We start from the raw sequence: 19977 nt of genomic DNA on the forward strand, positions 1-19977 counted from the left end.
AGGATGAGAATACGATGAAGATCGCGAAAATAAAAAAATCGTCCGAAAACTATCTAACCTGTTTTCGGACGATTTTCTACTTGGCTTGCGAATAGGTTCGTTGACGTTAGCTGTGCTTATCATGAACGCTCGCTTGTCTGTAGTCGCTTGGCAGCACGCCTACATGCTCCCGGAATAACCGGCTGAAATATTTATCGTCGTTATAGCCGACCTGTTCCGCGATCCATTGAATGGTCTTGGTCGTATTCAATAAATAATGCTTGGCCCGCTCCATGCGGATTTCCCTTAAATAATCGGTGTACGTTTTACCCACGATCTGCTTGAAGCATTGGCTGAAATAGCTGCTGCTCATATTGACCATCTGCGCCATTTCTCCCGCCGTGAGCGATTGACTCATCATCGTCTGGGCCAGATTCGTCGCCTTCGCGATACTGTTCTGAATCTCAAGCGAGAACTGCGGTTTGATATTCGCATGCCGGATCGCGTCCCTTGCGCCGCTTAACCATGCTGCGAATTGCAGGAAGTAATGAAACGAGTCTTCCATCGCGATATGGATTCCCATCGTTTGGCCATACAGCCGGTTCCACTCATCCGTAAGAGAGAAGAACAATCGGGTCAATCGAATCGGCGGAAGCTTGACCGCCTTCAGCTCCTGAAGCAAACGATCGAAAAAGGGATCCTCGTAGATCCAATCCGGAGACAGCCATTTTCGTTTCAACTCATTCAGGTCATGACCGCTATCTTTCCCGATGTTCACGACCTCGTCCCGATGGATGACGCGAAGCGACTGCGCCGGATCATAGTCATAAAAAAAGCCGTTCCTGCGGTAGGTCCGAATCAGCTGCACGATCGCCTTGCGGTCCAGTTCCTTCAGATCGCGGAAGCAAACAAGGGCGTGGCCTGCGCCCGTTGTCCAAGCGGCCGTTGGCATATCGTCCCAGTACCATACGCCCATTTCGACTTCAACGGCGTCCTTGGGCAAGGCTGCGTCCCATTTCGGATCATCGCTATGCGGATTCAACGTATAGACGACATAAATCCGATCGACCTGACTCGTTTCCGTTTGTTGAACCCCAAGCTTCTTCTTATCCAACAAGGAAGCGATTCTCCCCAGTACATCCTCGAACTGTTCCTTCTCGAGCTGCGTCTTGGCGATATAATCGATGGCGCCAAGACGCAGCGCCTCCTGCACGTATTCGAAATCGGTATGCAGCGTCAACACCACCACCTGGATATGCGGATGGTGCTTGCTTACCTCCTTCATTAACTCAATGCCGGACATGACCGGCATCGAGAGATCCGTTAACAATAAATCCACCTTGTTATTCTCGATAAACTTCAGCGCGTTCTCGCCATTATTCGCTTCCCCGACGACTTCCATTCCGAATTCCTTCCATGGCATGAAGCTGACCAGGCCTATTCGAACGATTTTCTCATCATCGACAACCAGTACGCGAATCACGATTTTTGTTCACCTCTATAAACAGGCAAGCTTAAGGAAACGATCGTTCCGTTGCCAATCTCGCTCTTAATCGTAAACGTTGCCCGATCTCCATAATTGGACTCCAGTATCCGGATCACGTACTTCATGCCGATTCCCATCCCTACCTTCTGGCCGTCCAGGGGGTCGTCATGGAGCAGCTGTTCGATTTTCTCCGGCGTCATGCCGACCCCGTTGTCCTGCACCTTAATTTCCAGTTCCTCGTTTAACCGGATATCGACATGGACATAACCGTCGTCGCTTACGCCATGATAGAGCGCATTCTCCACCAACGGCTGAAGGATGAACCGCGGGATCTCGAGCTGCATCGCTTCCTCGTCCACATCGATATCGACGTCGAATTGGAAGTCGTATCTGATTTTCTGAAGCTGCAGATATTCGTTTAAAGCCTCCACCTCGCCCTGAATGGTCGTGCCACCGCCCATTTTCCCCAAGTTGTACTGCAATAGCTTGTTGAGGGAGAGCGTTAGCTTGTCGATCTCCTCCTGTCCGTTCATCATCGCCAGCCAATGCACGGTGTCGAGCGTATTCATCAGAAAATGCGGATTAATCTGGTACAACAGTTTCTCTACCTCTAAATCCGCTCTTCGCTTTTCCTTCTGTTCGATTTCCGCGTATAACTCCCATACCTTCTTCTTCATCACGCGAATTTTAAAGAGAAGATAATCGAATTCAGGTATATTCGTTAATTCGGTGTTGTCCTTGGCGTTGGATTGCACCAAATTTTTGATTTCCATGTTAAATCGCTCTAGCGGCTTGTAGACCATTCTCGACATCAATAAAGCAAGACCGATCGCGACTAGTTCAAATAACAAGAAATATAAAGCGATTTGCAAGAACCATTGATTTTTCTCTCGGTTCAATTCCTTTTTAGGCACGATCGACACGAGACTCCAGCCTTGATTGCTTGTTTCTTTATGCCATACGGATTGTCCGTTTATGCCCGACGTTACTTTTTTGCCGGCGGCAGGAAATAGGCTGTTCAACGGAAAATTCACTTCATCCTGGGAGTACGTAATTCTGCCTTCATTATTGAGAATGAGGAGATTGCGCGACCTGCTGTCCGTGGATTTGGATTGCAAGAGCTTCTGAGCCGTATTAAAGCCTGTCTCTACGTATAGATAAATGTCCTGGTTCGACACATTTACTTTTCGCATGATACTAAAAACCAATTGATTGGACGATCTATTATAGCTTTTATGCGGACCGAAATAAGTGATTTCCGGATAACTTTCCATAATTGGAAGCAGCGCTGGATTAAAGGATTCTCTAACCATAAAATTCTCAAAATCATATTCGCCGGTATTTTCATTGTAGTACAAGGTCAATCCGACGTTAGGGTTCGAAAAGGTAACGACGTTCAGCTCGTATTTCATGTCATTCCGAAGTCTAATAATCTCGAATCGGCTGGTCTCTTCATGCAGCTGCTCCAGAATCCTGTTCGTCCCTCCGCCGAAAGCGAGCTGCTGGGAAACATGGTTCAGGTTGTTTAAGGTATTGTCCAAAATCAACAAATCTTGCTTGAGGTTGCTCTGAAGGGAGGTGCCGACCTTGTTGGCGAGGATCGAATTAATCGTAAAGAGAGAGGCCAATCCCAGACAAACGAAGGGGATCAGTACAATCAGGAAAAATATTGAGATAATTCGATGTTTAAACGTGAATTGCCGAAAACGCTTGGATATAAAACCTAACTTCACTATCTTCCCTCCCGATCTCACCTTATCTTATCATGGATTGCCCATAAAATAATGATAAGCAAGCCATAAACCCCATACCTTTCGGTAATAGGGCTTATGGCTGCGAATTAGCTATTCAAAAGCGAGTATACGATCTGCGCGGATTCTGCGCGCGTCAGGGAAGTCAGCGGCATAAAGGCGTTCGCGCCCTTGCCCTTCAAGAGACCTAGCGCGCTTGCCTGCGACACGGCATCCTGCGCCCAAGCGCTGATGCTTGCCTGATCCGCGAATGCAGAGCCTGCTGCCGGAGCGTCATGGTTCCCGCTTCGGAAAGCATAGGCGCGCATCAGCATGACGGCCGCTTCTTGCCTGGTGATCGTCTGAGCCGGCTCGAACCTTTGCTCGCCGAGGCCGGTTACGATTCCCGCTTCATATACAGCCGTCACCGCATCTGAGTACCATGCGTTGACCTTGACATCCTTAAACGGATTCGAGCCTGTCGATTGGAGACCAAGCGACCTCGCCAGCAGCGCGGCGAATTCCGCTCTCGATACCGAACGCTTAGGCGAGAATTCCGTCTCCGTCGTTCCGTTTACGATCTGCTTCGCGGCAAGCGATTTAATGGCTAGAGAAGCCCAGTTAGACTCGCCGACATCGCTGAAGCTCTTGTTCACTTCCAGCACGGCATAGGTGCTGAAATGACGAACTTGCGCGGAAATGACGTTGTTCTCGATCTTACCGCCTGCGTATTGAAGCTCATTTCGGTCGCCGATGAAGAAGACGCCCGTCAGATCCTTATCGACCGCTCCCTCCAGCGCGAACCGAAGCGTGAGCGGCTTCGCAAATTCGCTGATCTTTTTCGCTTCTTTGTTGTCGGTCACGATGGATAGCGAGAAATCATACATTTGTCCGACGACCTTGACGGAAGCGCGGTTCAGAAGACCGGCATTCTGGAGCTCTTCCGTATTGGATTGCGCGACGGGAGCAACCTGCAGCGAAATCTTCGTGTTGGCTGTCGACTGGCCTGCTGCGCTCAATTGCGCTGCGCTCAGAACTTCCGCAGGGAGCTCGACGGAGATGGCGTTAAACTGGATCCGGATCGGCTTGTTGCCGGTCAGGTCGGCAGCCTGGATCGGAAGCAGAACCTGCGTCGCTTCCTTCGCTGCGCTCAGAACCTGATCTCCGCTTAACCGCTTCAGATCTTCATCTTTAAAGGTCGTAACGACTTTGTTGTCGCCGGCCGGCGTCGGTGTCGGCGTCGACGTTGGTGTCGGCGTTCCCGGATCAGGTACGATGACCGGACCTTGCGTAATGACCGCCTTCTTGAATGTATCCGCCGCCGTTGCCAGAGCTGTCAGCGCATCGTCCAATTGCTGCGCTGTAGCGGCCGAATTACCGTATGCCGCTTCAGCCGCCGCGATGGCCGCTTGCAGCACAGCCTTGGAGCCTGCCGGATATTGTCCCGGGTTTGCGCCCTCGACCGCCCCGTCCAGCAAGGCTTGCGCTGCATCGATCGCCTGGCGGAGCGCCGTCCGGTCTTCGATCGTCATCGACTTGACGACGACCGTGAAGGTTTTCTTGTCGGTCGCTTCACCCTTCGTTAACGTCGCGGTCAGGACCACGGTAGCGTCCGACTCGCCTGCCGCCGGACGAACGACTGCGCCCGCCGCACTGATGACTTCTGGCTTGTCGCTGGACCAGGAGATGGCCACATCGCCCGCTGCGGAAGTGGGCAGCGTCACGTTACCCGTGACGAGCGCTGCATCGTTGCCTTCGGCGTAGCCCACTTCGAGCGCCGCGACCGCATCCGATACCGCTTCTGCGTCCAGATCTCCCTGGAGAACCCAGTGCGCGTTAAGGTTGGTGACGGACGCGGTCGACCAGTTGCCCTCGAACACGCGGACGCCGTTGCTGTTGTAGTACTGCTGGCCTATTCCGTCCGTGTTGTCATAGTATCCTCTGAACACGTAGCCGGCTCTTTCCGGCGGGGTGATGCCGATCGGCAGCTTGCCGCCATGAGAGACCGATACGCTTGCCGTACCGCCCGATCCGCTCTGCGGATCCAGCGCGACATTGTAGCTGTTCGCCGCGAAGCGGGCGTACAGCGTCAGATCGCCCACGGAGCCCTCCGCAATGCTGGTGAGCTTGGAGCTCGGTTTGAATTGCGGATCGGTGAACCAGCCGACGAAGGAATAGCCTTCCTTCGGGCTCGGCGCGATCAGATCGAGCGCCGGCGTTACGATCGTATAGGCCGCCGGTTCGGTGCCCGGCATGACGGCGGAGCCTGCGCCGTCCCTATAAGCGATCGCGTAGGATACCAGGTTCCACTTGGCGAAGAGCGTCGTCGACGCCGCCACCGTATCCGTGCCGAAGTTCCATTCGTTCTTGAACTCCGCATCCTTGTACCATCCGCCGAACGTATAACCGTTTCGGACCGGCGGCTGCGGCGCGGCGATCTTGGTGCCGTATACGACGTTGGCGACGGACATGACCGGGCTGCCGCCCTGGGCATTGAAATTGACCAAGGCTTTGTCCGCATCCAGCTTGATCCATCCGGCGTAAAGGGTCATCGCATAGATGTTATTTTCGCCGAGGGGGTTGACCAAGGGCTTGTCGAAGTCATAGACCTGCGTCATCCCCGCGTCAATGTACCATTTTCCGTCGAAGAGGTACCCGCTGCGCGTAGGATCGGTTGCCGGCCGGGTCGCTTTTGCGCCTTCCCGGACATATTGATTGGCGACCGCGCTGCCGCCCGACGTGTCGAAGATCACGCCGTTGCGTCCCGGCGGGAATACGCCGCTGGTCGCGTAGCCGATGTTGTTGCCTGCGGCAAACGCCGTGTCCCAGTTGGCGCGGGCGTTATTGCCGGTATCGGACGAGCCGTTGATGTTAAAGTTCGTCAGCGTATTGCTGGTGCCATAGAAATACAATTGCTCATTATTGAGCATGGAGGCGGTAATCGCCGGTTGATTGGATTGTTGTTGGACGTCCGCGTTGGTGCGTGTGTTGAAGATAATCCCGCCGACGGCAGCACGCGGCATTTTAATCGTATACCAATGGGTGTCGGCGCCGTTGTATTTCATTCTCGTCATCGTGCCGCCCGGCCATCCGCCGAACAGCTCGGGGTTAAACGTGTAAGCCCTTACTCCGTAGTCGAAGGTGCCCCAAGCCTGGTAGTTCGCATGCCGGTTGATGGAGAAATAAACGTTGACGTGCGTCGGCTCCGCTACCGGCGGCGCGGCCGCTTTTTCAGGCTCTACCCGCGTGTAGGTAAATTCCCGGATCATCCACTTGCCTCCGGCTTCCCGGCCCATCAGCGACACGGCGATAGGATCGTTGTAATTGCCGCTCACGATGATGATGTCGTCGTTGACAAAGCTCGCGGCGACACCGTTGTTAACGGCATACATCGCTTCGGTGACATTGACCGCCGACAGCCTCAGTTTCAGTTGATTGCCCGTAAAGCTGTTGCCCGCGATGACATCGTCGTCGCTCGGCAAGGCGGCCAGAATGGCGGGCGTCGCGCTCTCCCGTTCCATCAGCACCACGAGGCCGGGGTTAGGATTGGTGTCGGTATTGGATACTTTGGCAGGGTTGCCGGGAAGAGTCCCGCTCATTCTGCCGTTCGCTACGGTGAATACGTTGCTCGGGTTCAGCACGTCCACGTAGAAGCCATCCTTCAGGAACTTCACAGGCACGCTACCCAGCACGCGGTCGGTCTTGCTCGTGTTAACCAGTACCGCGCCGCCGCCGGCCTCGTTCGTGCCGCGCTCGATCATGACGGCGTTGTTGCCGAGGCTTACCAGATTCTCGTCGCGTCCCGCCATGGCGTTGTGGAACTTGTTGACGGCCACGACCTCGGGATGCGTCCATTGAGGCTTGCTGTTGGCGACGTTGTCCGCAGTCCGCACGTTGGCTCGCTGCGTGCCGTCGGCATTGACGTTACGGGCGAAGAAAAGAGGCGAGGCGTCCTTCCGTGCGGCGATCATCGCCCAGCCCTGTCTGATCTGCTTCGGGCTGAAGCTCAGGGACTCCCCTTCGTTGTTGTAAGTGTCGTGGGATTCTACCCAAGGCACCAGCCGGTCGGCCGTCAGACCCTCGGCGCCGTAATCCGCCCATTTGTCGAGACGACCGATATCCCCGACCTCGAGGACGCCGCGTACATCATGCCCATACTTGGAAGCCGTCAGGTCGATATACTTGGCATAGCCTTGCATCCTGTCCATGTTGGGGTCTCCCCCTTGCAGCACCTCGCCGTACTGGAAGTTGACCTTGCCTTTCTCCTCCAGGTAAGCCTTGGCGGCGCCGGTCACGTTTTTCACGTAATCGCTGGCGAACTTTCCGTCGGCATACTTCGGATTCGCTGCGCCCGCGGCGATGCTTGCGGGGGATGGCGCGTCGTCGTCCAGCTCGATATGCTTGATGGCGTCATAGCGGAAACCGCTCGCGCCGGCGTCGATGATGTCCTTCAAGTACGCGATGTAGGCGTCTTGAACGAACTTGGAATGCGTGTCCAGATCCCTCAGTCCGCTGATCATCTCCGGCTGGGTCAGAAGGAAACGATCATTGTAGCCTACATTGCCGGTCACATTGTGGAAATACGTGCTGTCGTTCCACGGGGCATCCGAGTTGGCGGCAGCGCCCATATGGTTCGCCACCACGTCGACGATGACCTTGATGCCAAGCGCGTTGGCGGCGGAGGTCAGGCTGACGAACGCGTCCCTGTCGCCGAATTTGTTGCCGTTGCCGCCGGCGACCATATTGCGGGGCGTATAGGAAGAAGCCCAGCCGGTCCCCCCGGAGGAACTGCCCATGATCGGCGACGTCTGAATCGCCGTGTAGCCTGCGTCGGCGATCGCCTGCAGGTTCTCCTGTATAACGTTTAAATTCCAGTCGAAGGCGTGCAGAATAACGCCGTCCCGGATGCGTTCCGGCGTGCCGCCGCCAGCGGCGGCCGACGCCGTAAACGGCGCATCTATCGGCTCTTCTGCGAATACCGGATTTGTAGCGGTGACAAACGGGAACGAAACGACCGCCATGCACCAAACGAGTACATGCGCCAAAACCTTATTCCATTTCCTGCTCAAATGAATTCCCCTTCCAATCTTTTTATATTGCCAAGTTAATATATCACCTCCCCCTTTTTTTCGAGGTAGATATCGATATCGAAACTAGACGATTATTAAGCGATTACAAAAAAACGGCGCGAAAAAATTCTATCCTCTTTTCGTCGGAATACCTAACCTTGTTTATTGCATAAGTCCTAGAATTAGCCGGCCTATCACGCGAAAGAGGTAGATTGCAAGCAGCAACCGGATGGATCCATGCTACACCAACAACAAGAAACCACGTCTAGTTGGACGTGGTTTCGTTGTTTGCCGTCTCTAGTGAAGCGTGGATCGCGTGCGGATAGCATAACGTTCTTTACCAGGAGACTCAGCTCTCAGAAAATCCATTAAACGACGCTCATACCGCCGTCCACGGCCAGCTCTTGACCGGTTACCTGCGAGGCCAGCTCCGAGCAGAAAAAGGCGACGGCGTTCGCGATGTCTTCGCCGGTCTGGTGTCGGCCCAGCGGCAGCCGGCTGGACATCCGCTTTGCCTCCGCCAAGGTGCCGGCTTGTTCGATCCGAGCCGTCTCGCCTTCGGACATGACCCAGCCCGGATGGACGACATTGGCCCGTATCCGATGCTTGGCAGAGCTTGCGGCTACGTTGCGCGTGAACGTCACGATCCCGCTTTTGGCTACTGCGTACGCCAGCGTATCCTCCGCCCCCTTGGCATGATGCAAGGAACCGATGTTGACGATGCTGCCGCCGCCTCCGCGAACCATGACGGGAAGCACGGCTTTACAGGTCAACATCGTACCCTTGAGGTTCACGTCCAGCACGCGGTGCCACAGTGCCTCATCCATGTCAAGCAGCGTGGCGCGCGGAAAGATGCCCGCGTTGTTCACGAGAATATCGATCGTCCCGTAACGCTGTTCCGTCTGCGAGACGAGCCGGGACACGTCCGCTGCCGAAGTCACATCGCAGGACACGAACATCGCGTCGAATCCTTTCTCCCGCCATCCTGCCGCGACGGCCTCGCCTCGCTCGCTAACGTCCGCAATCGCCACCTTGGCCTTGCCCATCAGCAGCCTACGCGCGATATCCGCTCCGATGCCCATGGCGCCGCCAGTGACGATCGCAACCTTATTCTCAAAGCTCATGATCGCTTCCTTCATGCGAAGTCCCCCTTACCATGGATGATCGTCCCACAGCCGTCTAGCTTGAACATTTCCAGTAGCATAAGGTTATCCCTTCCGCGCTTCTTTAGACCTTTACCCGCAACCGTGGCGACAAACTTTCGGTGTCGTACAATTCGACCTCCCGCCCCGGGGTTCCTCCAACGCGGTACCACCAGCAACAAAAAACCACGTCCGGTTGGACGTGGTGGTTCGGAGCTTGAGAGAGTTACGTCGATTGCGTAGAACGACCGTCCATCCGCCGGAACAAGACCGCGAACACGACAATGCAGCCGATAGCGAGCACCGCATTGTACATGAACACGTCGCGCATCCCCCAGATCTCGCTCGCTTCTCCGCCCGCGTAGCTCCCGATCAAGCGGGCGACGCCCAGACACAATAGGGCGTTTAGCGTCTGTCCGCTCGCTTTGAGTTCATCCGGCACTTCCCGGTTGATCACGGTAGCCATCGTGACGGACAATACGATAAAGATCAAGCCGTGCAGCACCTGCACCGGAATCGTCCAATAGGGATCATGGATGGCCGAGAGCAAATACCACCGCAGAGCTGCCGCGATGCCTGCTCCGAACAGGATGTAGTGGATGCGCACCCGTTGAAATATCTTCCCTGCCAGCAGCAGGAAAGGAACCTCGCTCAGCGATGATATGACCATCGACCAACCGAGCCATGCGTTGCTGCCGCCCAATTCCTGAAAATATAAGGGGAAAAACGAATAATAGTATCCTAGTGTGATATGAAGAACGAAATTAACCGCCAAATAAAATACCAGCTTGCGATTACGAAATAAGATCCAGATCCGGATGCGCCGTCCATCTGTCTGATGGCCGACGACGGACGGAAAGCGGAGGACAAACATGAAGGACACCGCCATGACCATCGCGTAGACCGCAAACAATAGATCTACCCGCTTCTCGGCAATCAAGCCGAACGCGATCGACATGAGCGCGAATCCGAGCGTGCCCGCCAGCCGAATCCGGCTGAACCCGCCTGCCCATCTATGCCGATCCAGTTCTTCAAGCGTAATCGCGTCGCTGAGGGCGAAAATCGAAGCCTGAAAGAAGGTGAAGATGCTGATCATGCCGAGTAAGTAGCCGAACCCGTCGGATAACGGATACAGCAGCATGGCGCCTCCGCTCCCGGCAATTAGCAACAATAATATGGTGTTTTTGGTTTTGGCCCGGTCGCTTAACGTTCCCCATACCGGTTGCGCGAAGATGGCAACGAGCGGGCCGATGCCAAGCAGGATGCCGATCTGCGAAGAATCGAATCCCGCATCGCGGAAGTAAAGCGGGATGAACGTGCCGTATACCGCGTTGCCCATGTAAATAAAAAAATAGAATAAATAGAAATAGGAGAGCCGAACCGGTGTTGTCATAAGCAGCTTCCTTTGCATCAGATTACGCAAGATGCCTCTAGCATAATCCTTGCCGCTTGCGAGATCAACGGTGAATCATGGAGCCTGGCGCTTATTGCCGACGAAGACGTCGATGCTTAGTTGTCACATTATGCGTATACGCGAATCTCCACCAGCTCCGCGCAGGCTGCGCCGTTCGTGCGCTCGACGACGACGCGTACGCCGTCCGCAGTCAACGGGGAAGTCAGCTCTACGCGATTGGCGCGGCGCCGATTGCCGGTTACCTCCGCAACCACTTTCCATTCGCCGCCGGTCCGGACTTCAACGCGGTACGCCTCGACGAGCTCCGGGATCGCCTCGAACGGCGTCCGGTGATGATGCAGATTGATCAGATCCTCGTTCACGTCGTCATTCCATGTCAGCCGAATCTCCCGGACGGAGACAGCGCGCTCCCATTCGAGCGCAAGCCAGGCTTCGCCGCCGTCCAGCGGCTCGGACGCCCACAGGTTCGGCCCGCCATAAGGTCTCTTGAAGCCTCCGACCGCCTGCGCCGGCGAATAAGCTGCCGTCTCGCCGAACACGCGGAAGCAGAACGGCCTGCGGACGAGCTTTTTCATGCTCCACGCGACGACGGGCTGCGTCTCGTCATGGTCCTCGAGCGCCGCCACAGCATGCGGCGCGGCGCCGTGCTCGAACGCGAGCACGCCCGTGAACGGCTCGGCGGCCTGATGCAGCCGGATCGCCGCGTTGCGCCGCACGACGACAAACGCGTTCTGCGGCAGTGACGGCGTCCACGGCAAATCGAACGCCGCCCATTGCAGCTCGCCCTGTGGCACGGCGGCGACAGTAGAGCCGATCAGGCCGACGGGCACGTAGTTTTCCGCCCGGCCCGTGTCCCACAGCTCGACGGTCAGCTCCGTTTCCGCATCGGCAGACACGAGGAGCTCGAGCCCACGCATCGACGGGTTCACCGGGAACAGCAATCCCGCGTCCCGCTCCAACGGATACACCGTCACGGCTTCCTCGACGGCGATCCGGCTCCGCCGCGACGAGGCGCTGATCGCGGCCCCCGGCGCCAGATCGTCCGGATCGTCGCAGGCGAGGCCCACGATCGCCGCGTCCTGACGGAGCAGCGTCTGCTGCAGCTCCGCCAGATGCGCAGCATAGATGTCGCGCGGCGCCGCGCCTTTCTCGGCGCAGAGCGCCGCCGCGGTTCCCGCCGCTTCGCCCATTACGGCGCAGGTCGCCATCACGCGCGTCGTGCCGAAGGCAACGTGCGAAGCGCTAACGTTGCGGCCCGCGAACAGCAGATTGCCCACGTTAACCGAATACAGAGAACGGTAAGGGATATGGTATACGCCGTCCGCATGCATATGCTTGGAGCCGCTCTCCTCGGCATACATGCCCTGCGGGGGATGCAGGTCGATCGACCAGCCGCCAAAGCCGATCCGGTCATGGAACGGTTCCTGTCCGATGATGTCATTCTGGTTCAGCACATAGTCGCCGACGAAGCGCCTGTATTCCCTTTTGCCCGGTATCGATCCGACCCACTCCAGCGTCATCGTTTCGGCGTCGAATTGCCCGGAGTTCTTGATATAGTCCCAGATGCCGTAAATGACCGACCCCAGCTCGTCGCGAATCCGCTCGTTGTCATGCACCGTATCCAGCTCGCCGCCCCATTCGATCCACCAGTAATGGCAGCCCGAATCGCCGCTCTTGATCACCCTCCGAATCGGTATCGGCGTCTGCGCGATATCTTTGGCGAAGCTCGGAGGCACGAACCGCACCGGACGGCCCGCGTCCTTCGTATAGAACAGCAGCGTGCTGCCCAGCGTGATGTCGTCCGCGATCTCCGGCGCCCACGCTTCATTAAACTCGCTGCGCGCCTCCCTTCCTATCCGGTAACGCGCACCCGCGAGGAACCCGATCAGCCCGTCCCCCGTGCTGTCGAGGAAAATGGGGCTCTCGAGCCGAATCCGCCGCTCCGAGCCCATCATCCATCCGGTGACCGACTTGATCGTCCGGCGCTCCTCGTCTCCCTCTGCCTCTACCTCGTGCACGTCGGTATTCAGCAGCAGCGTAATATTAGCTTCCGCCCGCACGGCCTCCAGCAGCACCAGGTCCCATAGGTAAGGGTTGCCCTCGGGATTGCGGTACTGGTTCTCGACGAACAGCTCGCCCATGATGCCTGTCTCCCGAGCGTACCGGTTCGTGCCGTGCGCGGTCGCGCCGCACACCCATACCCTCACCTCGCTGCTCGAATTGCCGCCCAGCACCGGCCGGTTGTGCACGAGCGCGACCTTGCGCCCGAGCCTTGCCGCCGCAATTGCGGCGCAGATGCCTGCCAGCCCCCCGCCGACCACCGTTATATCGCTAACTACCGTTTCGTTGCGCATATCGCCGTATCACCCTTTTACCGCAGAGTTGGTTAATCCTTGAATAATGAACCGCTGGCCGATGACAAAGACGGCGATCATCGGGAGAATGCCGGCGGACGCCGCGGCCATCATGCCGTTATAGTCGACCGTATTCTCCAAAATGAAGTTCTGAAGCCCGAGCGGGACCGTGTACAGCTTCTCGTCGATCAGGAAGACAAGCGCGTTCTCATAGTCGTTCCACTGCCAGGAGAAGTCGATGATGGCGAGCGTCGCGAGCGCGGGCTTGGCCAGCGGCAGGACGAGCCGGAAGAAGATGCGGAAGTGGCCCGCCCCGTCGAGGAACGCCGACTCGGAGATCTCGTGCGGGATGGACAGAAAAAACTGGCGCAGCATAAACACCCCGAATATCGTGAACAGGCCGGGCAGGATAAGCGCGAGATGCGTATTGTAGATGCCGGCCCATTCGAACATGATGAACTTCGGCACGAACAGCACCTGCGGCGGCACCATCATCATCGACAGGTAGATCATGAACAGCGCGTTGCGCCCTTTAAACTCGATCCGCGCGAACCCGTACGCAGCGAACGCGGACAGGAACGTGGCGCCAAGCATGCCGATGACGGAGATCTTGAGCGAGTTGAGGTAATAGGTGCCGAAGCTCTTGGGACCCGTCCACACCTTGTGGTGATGGCTCCACGTCGGATGCGACGGGATCCATTCGATCGGATACTTGAATACTTCGGCCGGCGTCTTGAGCGACGTGCTGATCATCCACAGGAACGGAATGATCATGACGATCGCGAGCGCCAGCATAATGACGGTGACGAGCAGCCTTCCGGCCGCGCCGGACGTCAGACTTCGTTTTTTAAGCTCCATCCCGATGCCCTCCTTGGCGGCTTAATAGTGAACCCATCTTTTTTGACCCAGCCACTGCAGGAGGGTGATGAGCAATATGATCGCGAACAGCGCCCAGGAGACCGTGGCGGCGTAGCCCATCTCGTAGTAGCGGAACGCGTTCTGGTACACGTAGAGCGACAGAATCGTCGTGCTGTTGCCCGGACCGCCCTGCGTCGTCGCCTGGATGATGCCGAACGTCTTGATGGTCATGATGAGGCCCGTGATGAGCAGCAGGAACGTCGTGGGACTGACGAGCGGCCAGATGATCTTGCGCAATATCTGCGTCGGCCGGGCGCCGTCGATCTTCGCGGCTTCGAGCAGCTCGGACGATACCTCCTGCAGCGCGGCCAGGTAGATGATCATGTTGTATCCGAGCAGGAACCACACCCAGATGATGTCGATCGCGTACATCGAGGACGTCGTCGTCGACAGCCAGCCCGGCGGATGCTCGATGCCGACGCTGCGCAGGAAGCCGTTGATCGGCCCCTGCTTCGGCTGAAACAGCAGCATCCAGACGAACGCGACCGCGACCCCGCTCGTGATGTAAGGCATGAAGTACAGGCCGCGCAGCAGCTTTTTCAAATAAATCTTTTGGTTCAAAATGACGGCGACGACGAAGCCGAGCGCGATCGAAACCGGCACCGCGAGCAAAAATACGACCGTATTGCGCAAAGAGAGATAGAACAGGTCGTCGTGCAGCATACGGACGATGTTGTCGGCGCCGACAAAGTCGATGTTCGGGCTCATGAACTTGTAATTCGTGAACATCAAGCCGAACGAATAGACGGCCGGGATCAGGAAAAACACCAGCACCCCGAGCATGCTGGGGCCGATGAATACGTAGCCGAGCAGGCGCTGCCTTCTCATCCAGTTGTTATACATGCGCATTAACCTCGCTTCTCGAATGAATAGCTCCAGTCTATCAACCGCGCGCCGATCCCATAAGGAACAAAACCATCGTCTTCATCGCACATATCCATGCAAAAAAAGCCGCCCGGAGGGGCTTCGGGAAGCGGGTACCATCAAATCGTTCTACCCGGCGTCAAACGAAAAAACAAGCTTCGAACGCCCAGTCGACCGCCTTCTGACGATTTGGCATCCGAGCAAGTAAAAAGGACTGCCGTCTCGGACGGCAATCCAGACTTAAAGCTTATTTGGATTTCTTCAAATAATCGTCGTGCCGGCTCACCATAGCGGCGATCGTCTCGTCGAGACTTTGCGCGCCGAGGAAGTACTTCTCGTATTCCTGCGACCGCAAGTCCATGACCTCCTGCGGCAAGGAGCGTACAAAGGTCGGCGTCTTATTTTCGAAAATGACGTAGTTAAGCGAGTCCTTGTCGTAGGTGTCGGCCTTGTCTCCAAGCATGCTTGTCAGCGCAGCGTCCTGATCGGCGTCCTTCGAGGCCGGCAGACGTCCGCCCGCAGCCATCGGCGCCATGCCGCCGTCCGCGTACCACTTCAGGAACTCCCAGGCGGCGGCCTGGTTCTTGGACTTCGCGTTGATCGAGATGTAGTCGCCGATGCCGCCTCGCGTCATGCTGCCTTCTGCATCATCTTGGAGTCTGGGCACCGGCGCAAAAGCGATCTTGAAATCGCGCGGATAATCGGTGAAGTTATTGGAGCTGCGGAGCAGCCATGCCCCGATGTTCAGCATCGGCACCTCGCCGCTCAGGAACATCTGCTCGACCGGCATCTTGCTCGTCAGCTGCTCGCCGAGCGGCGGCGTCGTCTTGTCGTCCTGCATCATGCCGTTAAGCGATTCGAGCCATTTGCGGACGAGCGGATGATCCAGGTTGGAGGTGCCGTCTGCCTTCGTGTAACCTTCCTTCGACAGCACGGCGTCGATCGGATCGGCGTACGGCTCGGTGTTCTGGATAAAGCCGTAGCCGTCGCCTTGCTTGAGCTTCTTGGCATACTCGCGCATCTCGTCCCAGGTCCAGTCCTTCGGCACCGGGAGATTGGCAGCGTCCAGCGCGTCTTTGTTCAACGCTACAAAAAACGAGCTTTTCGTCGTCGGCACGCCGTAATACTTGCCGTCGATCTTCCAGCCCGCGGCGTCGGCACCCATCTTTTCGTCGATATTGTAGTCGGTGAAAGCGCTCAGGTCCGCCGCAAAACCCGACTCGACCCGTTTGGCCGTCTGGGAGATCGTATAGTTGACGTAGAGGTCGACGTCCTGCCCCGTCAACATCGCGGTGTCGAGCTTCAGATTGCCTTCGTCGTCATTGACGTAGCGTACGTATTCGATCTGGATGTCCGGGTGCGCTTTGTTCCAGTTGTCCATGACCGTCTGCGGTCCCGCCTCCGGCGGCACGCCGCCCCACATCTTCAGCTTCACCGTGCCGCCGCTCGCCTTGGATCCGGCCGAGGCCGATGATAACGCTTCCGATTTTCCGCTTGCAGCGGGACTCGCGTTCCCGCCGTTATTGTTGTTGCCGCAGCCTGCCATAACGCCCGATACGAGCGCCAGCGAAGCGATGCCTGCCAGCCAGCCTTTTTTTCTCACTAGAGACGCCTCCCCGAATGAACCGGAATTGTTGTGTGCAAATCAAGGATAGCAGGACGGCAAGGCGGTTCATAAGTAACAGAATCATGATCTCTATGGAACAGATATACACAATCCGCAGCGCCTCCGCTTGCAGTTAACGATCAAATCGTTCTATGGTTCCGGTATTGGCTGGGCGTCGTCCCCGTCATCCGCTTGAAAATCTTAATGAAGTAGTTGTCGTTCATGAAGCCGACGCGCTGGCCGATCTGGTTCACCGGCAGATCGGTATTCATCAGCAGTTCGATCGCCTTGTTCACGCGCGTGCCATGCAGATAGTGGATGAGGGTCTCTCCGGTCTTCTTCTTAAAAAGCGCGCTGACGTAGTTTTCTCCCATCATGACGTAGCGGGATAGCGACCCCAGCGTGATGTCTTGATCGTAGTGCTGCTCGATGTATTGAATGATCTTGTTCACCTCGGGATGCGTGATCCGCTCCCGCGCCGCGAGCAGCGGACGGGACTCGGCTGTCTGAGGCGCCGCGCCGGATCGAGCGGCGGCGGACGCCGATCCGCCCGCCAGCTCCCGGCTCACCTTGGCAAGCGTTTCCCGCAGATCCTTCACGCTCATCGAGAGCTTGAGTATATAATTGGACGCGCCGTACTCCATCGCCTGACGCATCGCCTCGAAGTCGCCGATGCAGGTCAGCATGACGAACTTGGAGCCGATGCCGGCGTCCCGCGTCTCCTTCAGCAGCGCCAGACCGTCCATTTGCGGCATGACGATGTCGCACAGGACGAGATCCGGCGGCTCCCGCTTGATGAACTCCAGCGCTTCGACGCCGTTGCTCGCTTCGCCGGCCAGCGTGAAGCCCATCTCTTCCCAGCGGATGATCTCCTTGACCGATTCCCGGACGAACGTCTCGTCTTCGACGAGCAGCACTTTGTACATCGCTTAAGCCTCCCTCTCATCTTGACGGTCGATGGCGTGCAGTCCGCTATCGTACGGCTGGGACAGCAGCAGCGGCAGTCGCAGCCGGCACAACGTGCCGCGCGGGAGGGGAACGATATCGAGCTCTCCCTTGTCCTTGAACAGCAGCCGCAGCCGCTCCCGGACGTTATCCAATCCGATGCCCGGCCGCTTGCGCCCTTCCTCGCGGCTGCGCTTCGACTGCTCCAGCCCGACCCCGTTGTCTTCGACCTCAAGCGTCAGCCTGTCCGGGTATTCGACATCTCGGTCCATGCGGATCCAGATGCGCCCGCCCTCCTGCATGTTGGCGATGCCGTGCCGGATCGCATTGTCGACGAGCGGCTGCAGGCTCAGCTTCGGCACGAGCGCATAGACGAGGTCCTCGTCGTAGCTGAACTCGATCTCGAAGCGGTTGCCGTACCGCACCTGCTGAATATAGAGAAATGCTCGGGTCAGCTCGATCTCGTCCCGCAGGTAGATGAGATCCACGTCGGCGTTCAGACTCGTCTCCAGCAGCTTGCCCAGGGACAGACAAATCTCGACGGTCTCTTCGCTGCCGCCGCGCAGTCCGATCCACTTGAGCGTATTGAGCGTATTGAGCAGGAAGTGCGGGTTCATCTGGGCAAGCAGCATCTGGAAATGCACGGCATCCTTCTGCCGCTCCTCCGCCCGCAGGCGCTGGATCAGCCCGTTCATGTCGACCATCATCGTGTTAAAGGTGCGGGTCAGCTCGAGAATTTCTCCCTTGTAATTTTTCTCGGGCAGCCGAATCAGCAGGTCCTTGCGCACGGCTTCCCTCATTTTCGACTGCATGCGGGATAATGGGCGCGTGAACGTATAGGCGAGCATAAACGCGACGGCCACGAAGACGGCGGTGATGATGAAAAACGTGACGAAATATTGCTGCTTAAGGCTCTCGATCTCGTTAAAAAGCACGCGCAGCGGAATTCGGTCCACCAAGTACCAGTCCAGCGACGATAAATAGCTGTAGTTGACCAGCGCATCCCCGCGGTCGTCCATCCAATATCCGTTGTCGGGCGCGCGCGAGACCCCCTCGATCGCTTCAGGCGACAGCTCCGAATCCGGGATGGATCTCGCGATCGTCTCCCCTTTTCTTGTCATGATAAAGTAGGCTTGGTCGCTCTCGGACTTTTGCAGCATAGACTGGAACCAGAAAGAAAAGTCGATGCTGATCCGCGCCAGCCCGTACGTGCGGTTGCCGCGATCTCGCAATTCGGCGTAAAGCGACAGCAGCATGGGGCTCTTGGAGATGTCGCGCGACACGTAGTTTGCGTCGTCCGGCACCCATAGGTAGGATGCCTTCGTTTCCCGCATGGCGGCGAACGAGGCGTTGGAGGCGATCGCGTCATAGTCGAGCGGCAGCCTCGGCTGATAGGACGTATACACATGGCCATGATCGTCGAGCAGCGTGAAGTAAACGGACGGATTGTACAGGAAAAAGCTGTTATTCAACCCTTTGAACTTGTCCTCCATCATATCCTTGTTGTCTAAGGATGAAAAACGGTCGGGTTCCTGCAGAATCTGTCGCACCTCTGTGTCTTGCTCGAGGAAAATCAGCGTCTTGAACGCGATGCTGAGCTGGTCCTCGAGGGAACGATGCAGGTTGTCCAGCTGCTCGTGACTCTGCTCGCTGACCTTTTTCTGGACGAGCGACTCGATCTTCTGGTAATTGTATATATTCAAAATGCTGAAAGGCAGCAGAATGACGAGCACGAACGCAGCGAACAGCCGGTATTTGAGTTTATGGGGAACGAGATGTGACAGCAAGCCCCGCATGATGAGCGACCCCTTTGCGCCGAGTGGTGACCTCATTATAGCATTGGGAGGACATCCATTCGGCTCGCGCGCGCATAATCACCAAATCGTAGGATCGGACGGTGAAAATCATCAAATCGTTCTATCCGGGCAACAGACAAAAAACGCTGGCGCCGGAAGGCCCTGGGGGTTCGCCCCCTACGGGGCTCCATCAAATGCAAAAAACACGCCTTATCGGCGTGTCGGCAAGTTTGCATTTGGTGGAGCCAAGGGGGATAACGATATCCTGATTGAACTTGCTGACGAAGCAAATTCGCCGAAGTAGAGCGCCGCGGTAGATACCGATGCCGTGCTCGTCGCCTCCGGCTCCCTGCGCGCGGAACGCCCCGCGGGGTTCGCCCCCTACGGGGCTCCACCAAATGCAAAAAACACGCCTTATCGGCGTGTCGGTAGGTTTGCATTTGGTGGAGCCAAGGGGGATCGAACCCCTGACCTCATCGCTGCCAGCGATGCGCTCTCCCAGCTGAGCTATGGCCCCGCATGACGTGTCGCTCGTTGGCGACAAGAATGATCTTATCATAAGAAGAAAAGTCATGTCAACCATATTTTCGTCGAGCATCCGATAAAATGAACACGGTAGTACGGGCTGCGAGCGAAGGCGCAGAGCTTGTCCGCTCCCCGCCCCCCATGGTCCC

The 19977-nt window shown here is 57.0% G+C and carries 11 protein-coding genes and 1 tRNA gene; all 12 read right to left on the minus strand.

Features of this window, described 5'->3' with window-relative positions; translation table 11 throughout:
- Nucleotides 1-106: 106 nt before the first annotated feature.
- Nucleotides 107-1462 (minus strand): response regulator transcription factor, encoded by a 1356-nt coding sequence (locus PQG80_RS12990; RefSeq protein WP_271751794.1) that lies wholly within the window; start codon nucleotides 1460-1462, stop codon nucleotides 107-109.
- The gene (locus PQG80_RS12995; RefSeq protein ID WP_271751795.1) at nucleotides 1459-3198 is read right to left on the minus strand and encodes a sensor histidine kinase; all 1740 of its coding nucleotides are present in this window, start codon (nucleotides 3196-3198) and stop codon (nucleotides 1459-1461) included. Before PQG80_RS12995 ends, PQG80_RS12990 begins: the two co-directional genes overlap by 4 nt.
- Nucleotides 3199-3305: 107 nt before the next feature.
- Nucleotides 3306-8264 carry an InlB B-repeat-containing protein gene (locus PQG80_RS13000; protein ID WP_271751796.1) on the minus strand — a complete coding sequence of 1653 codons (4959 nt, stop codon included), beginning with the start codon at nucleotides 8262-8264 and terminating at the stop codon, nucleotides 3306-3308.
- A gap of 368 nt (nucleotides 8265-8632) precedes the next feature.
- The gene (locus PQG80_RS13005) at nucleotides 8633-9403 is read right to left on the minus strand and encodes an SDR family NAD(P)-dependent oxidoreductase (RefSeq protein WP_271751797.1); all 771 of its coding nucleotides are present in this window, start codon (nucleotides 9401-9403) and stop codon (nucleotides 8633-8635) included.
- Between the two features lie 229 nt (nucleotides 9404-9632).
- Entirely contained in the window at nucleotides 9633-10799 is a 1167-nt protein-coding gene (locus PQG80_RS13010) for an MFS transporter (protein WP_271751798.1), read from the minus strand.
- A 128-nt stretch (nucleotides 10800-10927) separates the two neighbouring features.
- A complete protein-coding gene (locus tag PQG80_RS13015) occupies nucleotides 10928-13174 on the minus strand; it encodes an FAD-dependent oxidoreductase (RefSeq protein WP_271751799.1) in 2247 nt (748 codons plus the stop codon).
- A gap of 9 nt (nucleotides 13175-13183) precedes the next feature.
- On the minus strand, nucleotides 13184-14032 hold the full coding sequence (locus PQG80_RS13020) for a carbohydrate ABC transporter permease (RefSeq protein WP_271751800.1): 849 nt from the start codon (nucleotides 14030-14032) through the stop codon (nucleotides 13184-13186).
- A 21-nt stretch (nucleotides 14033-14053) separates the two neighbouring features.
- Nucleotides 14054-14935 (minus strand): carbohydrate ABC transporter permease, encoded by an 882-nt coding sequence (locus PQG80_RS13025; protein ID WP_271751801.1) that lies wholly within the window; start codon nucleotides 14933-14935, stop codon nucleotides 14054-14056.
- Nucleotides 14936-15203: 268 nt separating this feature from the next.
- Nucleotides 15204-16559, minus strand: coding sequence for an ABC transporter substrate-binding protein (locus PQG80_RS13030; protein WP_334219819.1), 1356 nt, complete (start codon nucleotides 16557-16559; stop codon nucleotides 15204-15206).
- Nucleotides 16560-16702: 143 nt separating this feature from the next.
- Nucleotides 16703-17488 (minus strand): response regulator, encoded by a 786-nt coding sequence (locus tag PQG80_RS13035; RefSeq protein ID WP_271751802.1) that lies wholly within the window; start codon nucleotides 17486-17488, stop codon nucleotides 16703-16705.
- A 3-nt stretch (nucleotides 17489-17491) separates the two neighbouring features.
- Nucleotides 17492-19303 carry a sensor histidine kinase gene (locus PQG80_RS13040; protein ID WP_271751803.1) on the minus strand — a complete coding sequence of 604 codons (1812 nt, stop codon included), beginning with the start codon at nucleotides 19301-19303 and terminating at the stop codon, nucleotides 17492-17494.
- A gap of 441 nt (nucleotides 19304-19744) precedes the next feature.
- Nucleotides 19745-19820 (minus strand) — tRNA-Ala (locus tag PQG80_RS13045).
- Nucleotides 19821-19977: the final 157 nt, after the last annotated feature.

This window comes from Cohnella rhizoplanae (genome assembly GCF_948329515.1).
Classification (GTDB): Bacteria; Bacillota; Bacilli; order Paenibacillales; family Paenibacillaceae; genus Cohnella; species Cohnella rhizoplanae.

Excerpts from the sequence above, each read along its gene's own strand:
- PQG80_RS13005 (WP_271751797.1), bottom strand. The coding sequence starts at position 9,403 with ATGAAGGAAGCGATCATGAGCTTTGAGAATAAGGTTGCGATCGTCACT.
- PQG80_RS13010 (WP_271751798.1), bottom strand. The coding sequence starts at position 10,799 with ATGACAACACCGGTTCGGCTCTCCTATTTCTATTTATTCTATTTTTTT.
- PQG80_RS13015 (WP_271751799.1), bottom strand. The coding sequence starts at position 13,174 with ATGCGCAACGAAACGGTAGTTAGCGATATAACGGTGGTCGGCGGGGGG.
- PQG80_RS13020 (WP_271751800.1), bottom strand. The coding sequence starts at position 14,032 with ATGGAGCTTAAAAAACGAAGTCTGACGTCCGGCGCGGCCGGAAGGCTG.
- PQG80_RS13025 (WP_271751801.1), bottom strand. The coding sequence starts at position 14,935 with ATGTATAACAACTGGATGAGAAGGCAGCGCCTGCTCGGCTACGTATTC.
- PQG80_RS13035 (WP_271751802.1), bottom strand. The coding sequence starts at position 17,488 with ATGTACAAAGTGCTGCTCGTCGAAGACGAGACGTTCGTCCGGGAATCG.
- PQG80_RS13040 (WP_271751803.1), bottom strand. The coding sequence starts at position 19,303 with ATGCGGGGCTTGCTGTCACATCTCGTTCCCCATAAACTCAAATACCGG.